The sequence below is a fragment of the Streptomyces sp. NPDC052042 genome (genome assembly GCF_044548345.1).
Lineage (GTDB): Bacteria > Actinomycetota > Actinomycetes > Streptomycetales > Streptomycetaceae > Streptomyces.
Window position 1 is genome coordinate 34232 of the sequence record NZ_JBIUBU010000037.1, and the last position, 10146, is coordinate 44377.

The 10146-nt window shown below is 68.3% G+C and carries 9 protein-coding genes and 3 pseudogenes; 7 read left to right on the plus strand and 5 right to left on the minus strand.

Annotated elements, in window-relative coordinates; all coding sequences use genetic code 11:
- The first annotated feature begins 25 nt into the window (after window positions 1–25).
- The 4 genes and pseudogenes from ACIHCL_RS33915 (at window position 26) to ACIHCL_RS33930 (ending at window position 3645) form a co-directional block, all read left to right on the plus strand.
- Window positions 26–625, plus strand: a complete 600-nt coding sequence (locus tag ACIHCL_RS33915; RefSeq protein ID WP_399868081.1) for an IS5 family transposase — start codon at window positions 26–28, stop codon at window positions 623–625.
- A gap of 131 nt (window positions 626–756) precedes the next feature.
- The gene (locus ACIHCL_RS33920) at window positions 757–1089 is read left to right on the plus strand and encodes a hypothetical protein (protein WP_399868083.1); all 333 of its coding nucleotides are present in this window, start codon (window positions 757–759) and stop codon (window positions 1087–1089) included.
- Window positions 1090–1294: 205 nt separating this feature from the next.
- A pseudogene (locus tag ACIHCL_RS33925) lies at window positions 1295–2746 on the plus strand (potassium channel family protein); the annotation flags it as partial.
- A gap of 269 nt (window positions 2747–3015) precedes the next feature.
- On the plus strand, window positions 3016–3645 hold the full coding sequence (locus ACIHCL_RS33930) for an exonuclease domain-containing protein (protein ID WP_399868085.1): 630 nt from the start codon (window positions 3016–3018) through the stop codon (window positions 3643–3645).
- A 28-nt stretch (window positions 3646–3673) separates the two neighbouring features.
- On the opposite strand, the gene trpS is transcribed toward ACIHCL_RS33930, so the two are convergent.
- Entirely contained in the window at window positions 3674–4789 is a 1116-nt protein-coding gene (gene trpS, locus ACIHCL_RS33935) for a tryptophan--tRNA ligase (protein WP_399868100.1), read from the minus strand.
- A gap of 589 nt (window positions 4790–5378) precedes the next feature.
- Between trpS and ACIHCL_RS33940 the strand changes: the two are divergent.
- Window positions 5379–5549: pseudogene (locus ACIHCL_RS33940) on the plus strand (IS5/IS1182 family transposase); the annotation flags it as partial.
- Window positions 5550–5585: 36 nt separating this feature from the next.
- Here ACIHCL_RS33940 and ACIHCL_RS33945 read toward each other — a convergent pair.
- The 3 genes from ACIHCL_RS33945 to ACIHCL_RS33955 all read right to left on the minus strand — a co-directional run bounded on the left by ACIHCL_RS33945 (window position 5586) and on the right by ACIHCL_RS33955 (window position 7562).
- The gene (locus ACIHCL_RS33945) at window positions 5586–6068 is read right to left on the minus strand and encodes a GNAT family N-acetyltransferase (RefSeq protein WP_399868087.1); all 483 of its coding nucleotides are present in this window, start codon (window positions 6066–6068) and stop codon (window positions 5586–5588) included.
- Between the two features lie 292 nt (window positions 6069–6360).
- Window positions 6361–6909, minus strand: a complete 549-nt coding sequence (locus ACIHCL_RS33950) for a hypothetical protein (protein ID WP_399868089.1) — start codon at window positions 6907–6909, stop codon at window positions 6361–6363.
- Complete coding sequence (locus ACIHCL_RS33955) at window positions 6882–7562, minus strand: hypothetical protein (protein WP_399868091.1); 681 nt, start codon at window positions 7560–7562, stop codon at window positions 6882–6884. The genes ACIHCL_RS33950 and ACIHCL_RS33955 overlap by 28 nt, the downstream gene beginning before the upstream one ends.
- A 109-nt stretch (window positions 7563–7671) precedes the next feature.
- Here ACIHCL_RS33955 and ACIHCL_RS33960 point away from each other — a divergent pair.
- Window positions 7672–8073: pseudogene (locus ACIHCL_RS33960) on the plus strand (aminoglycoside phosphotransferase family protein); the annotation flags it as partial.
- A 215-nt stretch (window positions 8074–8288) separates the two neighbouring features.
- Window positions 8289–9197 carry a transposase family protein gene (locus ACIHCL_RS33965; RefSeq protein ID WP_399868092.1) on the plus strand — a complete coding sequence of 303 codons (909 nt, stop codon included), beginning with the start codon at window positions 8289–8291 and terminating at the stop codon, window positions 9195–9197.
- A gap of 292 nt (window positions 9198–9489) precedes the next feature.
- On the opposite strand, the gene ACIHCL_RS33970 is transcribed toward ACIHCL_RS33965, so the two are convergent.
- On the minus strand, window positions 9490–10008 hold the full coding sequence (locus ACIHCL_RS33970) for a transposase (RefSeq protein ID WP_399868094.1): 519 nt from the start codon (window positions 10006–10008) through the stop codon (window positions 9490–9492).
- Between the last annotated feature and the right edge of the window lie 138 nt (window positions 10009–10146).

Below are 10146 nucleotides of genomic sequence, written 5' to 3' on the forward strand. Positions count from 1 at the left end.
GGAAGTGCCTTGCCGATCGTGCCTGGTGGAGCCTCAAGAACTCCCATCATTGCAGGTCACAAGGCACTTCCTCGTTTTCCAAGCTGCTATCCACAAGGCGCCGGCCGGTGGATCAAGGCTGAAGGCCGCCCGGCTCGGGCGCTCGCGCGGCGGCCTGACCAGTAAGGTTCATCTCGCCTCCGACCCCCACTGCCGCCCGCTCGCCTTCATCCTGACCGAGGGGCAGGCCGCCGACAGCCCCCGGTTCGTCCCGGTCCTGGACAAGATCAAGATCCGTGGCCCGGTCGGCCGCCCGCGCACCCGTCCCGACGCGGTCGCCGGTGACAAGGCATACTCCTCCCGCGCCAACCGCGCCCATCTGCGCAAACGGAACATCAAGGCGGTCATCCCGGAGAAGGCCGACCAGGCCGCGAACCGGAAGAAGAAGGGAAGCCGAGGCGGACGGCCCCCCTCCCACGACGCCGAGCTCTACAAAGATCGCAACAGCGTTGAACGCTGCATCAACAAGATCAAGGCGTGGCGCGGCCTCGCGACCCGCTACGACAAGACACCCGAGAGCTACCTCGCCGGCCTCCACCTGCGCGGCGCGGTGATCTGGATACGCAGTCTCCGCCCCACACCTTGATCACGACTCAGGACAGGGCCTAGGTCCACCGATCCCTTGGCTGGCTGGGGCCCGGGGAACCCCAGCTTCAGTTTGACCAACGGACTGTTGCCGCTCATACCCGACCAGGAGGTGGCCACCGGCATCCGTTCGTGCAGGGCCACCGATCCCACCTCGTCCAACAGGTCGAAAGCGGTCCGCAACTGGGGGGCTGGCCCGAACGTGCGCTCATCGTCATGGACGTAGACAACGAAGACGGGGCTCAGCCGAGGCCCGTTACCCTCGGGGAACAGCACTGCGGCACCGTCCACGAACACGCCACCGGCCAAGAAATCCTGGCGTTGCCGTTCTTCGTCGGCAGGCGAGAACACCGCCGCCCGGGCGATCCGGCTGGCTGGTATCTGGAAGGACGGTCCCGGTTCCCGGCCCGCGCGGTTCCGGCGTGCGGCACGCTCGGCACGCCGTCGTTCCTCACGGTTCACTGACTCCTCCATTCGTCGGCTTCTGTCAGCACACAAGGTCTCAGCGGATGCGGACACGACAGCAGAAGCCGCCCAGCCGCGGTCGGGACAGCTCGGGTCCAGACTTCGCGGCGCTTCGCGGCTACCCAACGGTGGTCTGGTCGCCTGCCCGGCACCTTCGTGGTGAGATGGCGGGAGGCCGGCTCCCTGAGGGGCATGGGTGCTTAGCCTCGACCCGGCGGAGCTGGACACCTCCACCACCGTCCTGTCCGATGCCGACACCGCCGCGCCCGCCCTCGCCGCGACCGTGCTCACCGGCTCCAGCAAGGTGATCCAGGCGGAGGGCCTGCTGCTGCGCGCCGCCGAACGCACCCCGCCCGAGGACGGCCGGATCGCCGACCCCGGGCTGTGCACCCTCGCCCTGTTGTCCTCCACCACCCACGACCCGGCGGGCACCGAGGGCTCCGACAGCAGCGGCGCCGAGGGCCCCCAACTCCTCCCGGACGCACGCCAGGTGGAGGCGGCCACGGGTCGCGGCACCATCGTCCTGGAGACGGTGAGCCGAGCCGACCCGGCGGCACCGCCGCCCCGGATGGCGGGCAGGGGCGCACCGCTGAGCCGGATCTTCTCGCGGCGGCTGCGCTGGTCCGCGCTGGGCGTCGGCCTGTCCGTCGTCGCCCTGGCCGTCGCCTCGACGCTCACCACCGGCGACGACCCGCTGCACGCCGCGTATCTGACGCTGCTGGACCTGCTCGCGATGGGCGACCCTGCAGCCGGTGAACAGACGGCCCGTCAGCTCATCCAACTCCTTTCCGGCGTCGCCGGGTTGATGCTGCTCCCGCTGCTCGTGGCGGCCGTCCTGGAAGCCTTCGGCTCGCTGCGCACGGTGTCGGCGCTGCGCCGCCCGCCCCGGGGCCTTTCGGGTCATGTGGTGCTGCTCGGACTCGGCAAGATCGGTACACGGGTCCTCGTCCGGCTGCGCGAGATGGGCGTCCCCGTGGTCTGCGTGGAGGACGACCCGGACGCACGCGGCATCCCCATGGCCCGGCGGCTGCATGTGCCGGTGATCATCGGCGACGTCACACAGGAGGGTGTGCTGGAGGCGGCGAAGATCGACCGCTCCCGCGCCCTGCTGGCGCTGACCAGTATCGACACCACGAACCTGGAGGCGGCTCTCTACGCCCGTTCGGTCAAGCCGGATCTGCGGGTGGCGCTGCGGCTGTTCGACGACGAGTTCGCGACCGCGGTCTACCGCACCCTGCGCACCGCCCACCCCCAGGCGGTGACCCGTTCCCGGTCCGTCTCGCACCTGGCCGCCCCGTCCTTCGCGGTCGCCATGATGGGGCGTCAGATCCTGGGCGCCATACCGGTGGAGCGCAAGGTCATGCTGTTCGCGGCGGTCGAGGTGGCGGGGCATCCACAACTGGAGGGCCGCACGGTGGAGCAGGCGTTCCAGGCGGGCGCGTGGCGGGTACTGGCCCTGGACGCCACTCCGCCCGAGGACCGCCGACCGGCCCTGGCCTCCCCCCTCGCCGACGACCCGGACCGCCCATCGGGGCTGGTGTGGGACCTGCACCCGGGGTACGTGCTGCGACCGCAGGACCGCGTGGTGATCGCCGCGACCCGGCGCGGCCTGGCCGAACTGCTGCGCAGACGCCGGGTGCCGACGCCGCGGCCGTAGCGCCCACCCCTGCCGGAGCCCCGGACACCCGACACCGCCCCGAACCCCAGGCACCAGGACCGGGGATCCCGGATGCCCGAGCGTGCCCCGCCGCTTACGACCTGGGGGCCGATAGGGAGCGCGCTCACGCCGCCCTGCGACTCCGCTTGCCGCGCTGTCGTCGGTCTTCGATGCACCGCATCGACTCCCTCCTCCGCCTTGCAATCGAAGCCCCATGACGACGCCTCCTGATCCACTCCCTATCGCCCCCAGGTCGTTACCCTCGTCCCATGCCTGCCGAGCCTGCCGAACCCGATCTCCTGAACGTGGTGGACGTCGAAGCGACGTGCTGGGACGGTCAGCCACCGCCCGGCGCGGTCAGCGAGATCATCGAGATCGGGCTGACCGTCGTCGATCTGCGCGCGGCCGATGGGGTCTCCCCTGCTCGAGCGGAGTCGAGAGCTCGGGGAAGGATCGCCCGGCACCGGATCCTGGTCCGCCCGGCCCGGTCGGCCGTCAGCGCGTTCTGCACGGAGCTGACCGGCCTGACCCAGGCCGAGGTGGACACGGGCGTCTCCTTCGCCGAGGCGTGCCGGCTGCTGGCGTCGGAGCACGCGGCAGGGGTCCGCCCCTGGGCGAGCTGGGGCGACTACGACCGCAACCAGTTCACCCGCCAGTGCCGGGCCACCGGCACCCGCTACCCGTTCGGCCACCACCACACCAACGCCAAGGTTCCCTTCACCGCCGCCCACGGCCTGCGCAAGCGCCCCGGCATGGCCCAGGCCCTGCAGATCGCCGGCCTCCCGCTGGAGGGCCGCCACCACAGCGGCGCCGACGACGCCTGGAACATCGCGGCCCTGATCCTGGACACGATGGCCCGCGGCGCCTGGCCCAACTCGCCGGGTGGCCCACCAGCGTGACGCCCCATCAGATGCCTACAGCCGAGGGCTACAACACCCCGCCCATCGCGCCCCGCACCTCGTCCAACGTGGCCCCGGCGATCTCGTTGGCGCGCGCGTTCCCGGCCCGCAGCACGGACCGTACGTAGCCCATGTCCCGCGCGTACTCGGCGCGTCGGGCCCGGATCGGCGCCATCGTACTGTTGACGGCGTCGGTCACCGTCCGCTTGAGCGCGGCGGCACCCCCGCCGCCGATCTCCTCGGCCAGAGCGCGCGGGTCGCGGCCCAGACAGAGCGCGGCCAGCAGCACCAGCGAGGACACTCCGGGCCGGATCTCCGGTTCGTACGTGATGTGCCGGTCGGCGTCCGTCTTCGCCCCCTTGATCAGCCGCGCCGTCTCGTCGGCGGTGGCGCCGAGCGCGATGGAGTTGCCCCGGCTCTTGCTCATCTTGGTGCCGTCGGCGCCGAGCAGCAGCGGCGCGGCGGAGAGCAGCGCGTCCGGCTCCGGGAAGACCTGCCCGTACCGCTCGTTGAAGCGGCGGGCGACGGTCCGGGTCACTTCGAGGTGCGGCAGCTGATCCCGCCCGACCGGCACCAGATTGCCCTTGCAGAACAGGATGTCGGCGGCCTGGTGCACCGGATACGTGAACATCAGCCCGCTCACCGCCGACTGCCGGGAGTGCGCGATCTCGTCCTTGACGGTGGGGTTGCGGCTCAGCTCGGCCACCGAGACGAGGCTGAGGAAGGGCAGCATGAGCTGGTTCAGCGCGGGCACGGCGCTGTGATTGAAGATCGTCGAACGCTCGGGGTCGATGCCGATGGCCAGGTAATCCAGGACCATGGCCTCCATGTGCTCGGTGAGCCGGTCGGCGATGTCCCGGTCGGTGAGCACCTGGTAGTCGGCGATAATCACGAAGACGTCCACACCGAGGTCCTGGAGCCGGACGCGGTTGTGAAGGGTGCCGAAGTAGTGCCCGAGGTGCAGCGGCCCGGTGGGACGGTCACCGGTCATCACCCGGAACCGCTCCGGGGCCTGCCGGATCAGCTTCTCCAGCTCAGCGGTACGTCGCAGGGCGGTGTCGTCGGCGGCGGCATGCCCGTCGACGGCAGGCGCGTCGGTGACGGACGCCTCGGCGGTCGCGGTGCCTGCGTTCACGGGGTTCATGGGGTTCATGGGGCTGTCTCTCCTCGCGGGTGCTGCGGTACTGACTGGGTGGAGGACGGCCCGCCGGAATCACCGGCATCCGCACCCGTACGAGGCAGAGAGAAGGGCCGTCCGTTTCGAACGGCCCTGGTTCCGTGCGTGTGGAGTGGCCGCTCCTAGGAGGAGCGCCACCAGTTCCGGCACGGTGCGTAGGTCATGCGCCGATGCTAACGCGCCGGTGGCCCCGGCGGCACGGCTACGCCCACGCGCCCCCGCCCTGCCGGGGAACCGGCCGACGGACCGGGAGCGCGCCGGCCGATGGCCGGAGGCCCACCGGCCGGCCCCGGTCTCACCGGCCTGACGTCAACTCCGCCCGCGCCATCCCCACACAGCGCGGATGCCGACTCCACCGCAGCACGACGGCGCGGTCTTCCGTCAGCTCCCCCATCACCGCACCGCCCAGCCGAGTACGGGACCTGGCCACGGCCCGATGCCCTGCCGAACCATCGACCCCACTCGCCGACCCTGGTTCGGACCTTCGTATCCCCTTTCCCAGACGCCCGGTTGGAACCGGAGGCGGCCCGAGAGGCAAGGATGCGCATGTCCGTCGACGAAGCAATCACTGGCTCCGCTGTTCGGCGTCTCGAAGTCGGCTGCCGACCGCATCATCGGCCGCCTCGGGCCGACACTCGCGATTCAGCCGCACAGGCGGTTCCGCAAGGACACCGTTCTGATCGTGGACGGGGCCTGTCCAGGACGGCTCCGACGCCGTGATCACACCAGCCACACCGAGATCATCCCAACCGTGACCGTCCCGTCAACGAAGCACCTTGACCCTCAGGCGCTCCCTGGTCCTGCCGTCGGACAACAGGTCTCCGAGTTCTCCCGTGTCGGAGAATCCATTGCGCTGATACAGCGCGACAGCGGGCTCGTTGTCCGGGATCACCGCAAGTTTCAAAGTCGCAGCGCCCGCCTGCCGGGCCCACTTCTCTACTGCCGCTACCAACCGGTCTCCCACGCTGCGGCCCCGCGCTCGGGGGCTGACCCAAACCGACCTCAGCTCGCATGCGTCGGCGTCCCCACGAAGGCCGGCGGCCACCCCAACCGTTTGACCCTCCAGCAACGCGACAACGTTGTAGGTGGAGGGCATCGCCAAGCGCGCACGCCACCGCTCCTCCCCACCGTTGTGCCAGTCAGCGAGTCGAGACTTAAAGGCGTGTGGTGCCTCGCTCAGCGCAGCGAGGCGAACCTCCCGCCACAACGGCCAGTCGTTCGTCGTGAGAACCCGCAGGTGCACCATGGCAACGAGTCTGCCACGACGCTCATGGAGTCGTCCGCAGGTAATCCACCGCCCCCTTGGGCTCTCACGGCACACTGACCAGCAGTTGCGGGACAGCGCTTACGGGCTGCCCCGCGATTGATCGCGAGGCAGCCCGTTAGTGATCAACAACAGATCTGTCAGATGCACACCACCTCATTGGGGCAGCACAACGGGCGTTCAACTCGCGCTGAGGGCCGACACCAACGGGCTGTGCCCCACATCCGACCGTGTGGATGTGAGGCACAGTGCTGCGTTTCGGTTGGCCTGCGGCTTACTTGTCGGCCTTGTCCAGACGCCAGCCAACCATGCCCGTGGCCCCTGACATCCCTTCGGCAACGATCGCGACCTTGGCCGCGGAAGCCGTGATGCGCTGGTAGTGGGAGACGCCGTCGCAGTCCACAGTCTGGCGGACGGGGTCCTTCAGCGATACGGACAGGGTGATTTTACCCTGTCCGGCGCAGACGACCGCCAACTTGTACGAGCGCCCTCGCGTCAACTCCGGTTCGGTGTGGAATCCGTCGCCGACTCGCTCAAGGCCAGCCTCGACAAGCACCGGATCGCCGTCGCTCACCTCCTCTGTACCGAGAGCTTCCTCGACCTGCTTACCGAGTCTCTTCTCAGCGCGATCGGACGTTTCGGAGGAGGGCTCCCGATGCTGCCCCGGACTGCTTTCCGGCATGCTCGGACTGGTTGCTTCGTCGGAGTCGCTCGTGCACCCGACAGCGAAGACAACGGACAGTACGGGAATACAGTAGCGAACGAGGCTACGTCGCCAGGGGCGCGGTCGCAACGTCATGAGCTTGTCGTCCAGTAACGCCATCCGACCTCCTTGGTAGGAAGCTTCGCAGTGCCTGAGCCAAGCTTCACCTTGCCGCAACGGTCCGCGCTGGTCTTGTACTTCACCCAATTCACCTTGTAGCCCCAAGACCCGTACTGCAAGTGACCGTACTTCTTTGCAGGGATGGCGTGGGAGTAGGTGTGCCCCACTGTGATCCCCACTTCCGCGACCACCTTGACGCTGTACTCGGCCTTAACCTCAGCAAGAAGGACACTGGCGCTGGCCCCCACAGTGCCACTGATCTCGACCCCGAGCTTGCCCGACTTCTGGACAGTGACCGTCATCGTTCCGCCCGGACCGTCCTTGTAACTCGTGCCGAACCACCGGGCCGGCACGTGGGTGGCCGTCTTATTGCTCACCTGGTACCACTCTTTGTAAGGATTGTCGCAGCGCGTGGGTCCGACGTCCCCCTCGGCGCCCACCTCGGGCAGAGCGGAAAGGGCGCGGTCAGCGGCAGTCTCGGCGGGCGACTTGGAACCACCCTCCAGCACGCTGTCAGCTGACTCCTGTGTAGCGATTTGGTCGGCTGCGACGACTTCGGGTGCTACATCGGTCGAGGGCTCTACTGCGTCGGCCGTGCTAGCCAGTGCCGCAGTGAGAGCCAAGGCAGTGGCCGGGGTGAGAATGTACCACATCGTTGCTTTTCTCACGTAGCTTCCCCCTATAAATGACGCCCAGTTGGCTGGGCGGGTCTGTGCACAACGTATGTAACTTCCGTGATTTCAGAGCATGTTTATCGGATTTCCTGAGGATTATTTGAGGGTGTCACCCCGGGGTGACATACGCCATCAAGCGGTGAGGAGGGGCGAACCATCCAAGTGGCGTCGCCTTGTCGGCCGTGCGGCGGACGGGGAAGCCTCGCGCCAGCTGGCCATCGACCCCGAACCCCTCGTCGGCGACCCGGGCTTCGACCTGTGGCCGGCACTGGACACCGGCTGGGAGAAGCACCACGCCACCGGGGACGCTCCCCGAGTGATGCGGCGCCGCTTCGACCTGCTGACCGAGGCGCTCGGGCTCGACCGCCAGCGCGCGGCCGCCTGGACCCTGGCCCGGCTGCTGCAGAACACGCTGTGGGGCATCGAGGACGGGCGGACCACCATCGACCCCTCCCAGACTGCCGTGGCCAAGGCGCTGCCCCGCCACTGAACACTTCACCACCGAGCGCGACACGCCCCCAAACCCAACATGGGCGTCTTGACGAAAGGCATTGATGTGTGCGAGCTCAGGAGACCTTTGACGTTCTGTCGTCAGTACATCCTTGACTTCTGCTACTCGTTGTTCCGCCTGGAGATAACGGGCTGCCCCGCGATTGATCGCGAGGCAGCCCGTGACATGGCAAGGGCCGCGCGGGTTCTTCGAGTGTGATCAAGAAGCACGTTCGCGCGGTCATGTCTCATCGATCCTTTTGTGGCCTGACACGCCAGCACCTCGACGAGTTGATCGAAGAACTCGCGCCACGTTGGGCGACACGCTGTGAGTCCGGACGGCACGATCGGCGCCGGGGCATCCACGGTCGGCGGGCCGGGGCCGGGCCGAAGTACGAACTGGTCTTCACCGACCGGGTCCTGGTCACTCTGGTTCACCTGCGCACCGGCCTTACCTACGAGGCGCTGGCCGTGATCTATAGGGTGGGTTCGTCCACTATCGGCCGGGCCATCGGCGAGGTCCGTCCGCTCCTGGCTGAGCGCGGCTTCGCCGTGCCTGACCGGCCTGGGGTGCGGCTGCGAACCCTGGAGGACGTGTTCGCCTACGCCGAGGCCGAAAACATCACGCTGCGGACCGACGGTACGGAGACGCAGGTGCGCCGTCCGAAAGCGCGCTGTCCCGGGCGGTGGGCCTTTATCTCCGGCAAGCGCAAGCAGAACATCATCAAGACAACCACGATCAGCGACCACCAGGGGCGCACCCTGTGGTCCGGCGCCGTGCGGCCCGGCCGCATGCACGACCAGACCGCGATCCGCACCGAGGGCATCGCCGAGCATCTGCGGCTGCACCCGACGGTGAAAGCCGAGGCCGACGAGGGCTACCGCGGCCTGGCTAATGAGTTCCCCGACCAGGTCAGCGCGCCGCCCAAGAAGCCCAAGGGCTTCAACAACGCGCCGCTAACCGAGCGGTACGGATGGCGCGAGATGCGGCGGTCCGCCAGCAGGGAAGCCAACCGCCAAAAGCGTGTGGATGCGCTCCACGCGGACATCCGCGCCGCAACCGGGCTCGTCGACTTCGGCGTCTACCTGTCACTGCCGAGCGCCGCTTGGTCCCAGGGAGACTGACCACTCACACCCGACAGCGTTGTCTCCCAGACCCCAGCGAAGGCGAAACGGTGCGTCGGCCTGCGATGTGAGCTTGTTCGTCGAACATGTGCCTCGAACTGGGTCACTGATCTGGGTATTCGCCGGATGCTGAGCCTTGATCCACCGACGTGGTCTGAAAGTGATCTTCTGACTGATTCTGAGCCAGTTTCGGGTCGGTGATTGTGGGCGGGCAGGTGGTATCCGCTGGTCTGCCCAGCGTTTCCACGTGTTCGGTTCCGTTGGGCCCTGGCGGGCGGGGCGGGCAGGGGGATCAGGCCGGTGCGGGTGGGTCGTGGGCGGTGTCGAAAAGGTGTGTCCAGGCTTGCTGCCAGGGCCAGTTGTGTGGCAGGTGCAGGGTGATACGTCGTGCGGAGCGGGCGATCCGGGCCGGAATCTGGACCAGGTGGGTGCGGAGGGTGGCGGTGGTGGCCTTGGCGTGGAAGGCGGAGGTGAGCGCGCCAGTGGCCCGCAGCAGGTTGTAGGTCATGGCCCACAGGGTGAGCCAGGCCGCGTTGGCGTGGAAGTGCCCGGAGGGCAGGTGGGCCAGGGCGGAGGCTTTGCTGTCGGCGATGACCTGTTCGACCACCGCGTGGTGGCGGTGTTCCCGCTCGGCCTGGAGGGTTTGTGCGGGGTTGTCGGTGAAGAACGGGTGGTAGCGCCAGACGGGAAACAACTCGCCCTGCTCACCCACGACGGCGGGTCTGGCAAGGTCACGAACCCGGCGCACGATCAGCCGGGCAGTGACCTGCTCGCTCTTCTTGCGGCTCGCGAAGGCGGTGTAGGCGGGCATCTCGGCGACTTCGGCGTCCGAGATGAGTTCCCCGGTCTCGGGGTGTGAGTGGGCGCGTTGGTGGCGTTGGGTGGGTGTCAGCGGGACAGGGTGCTGGATGCCTGGTCATGGGGATAGTTGGGACAGGGCCTGCTGTCA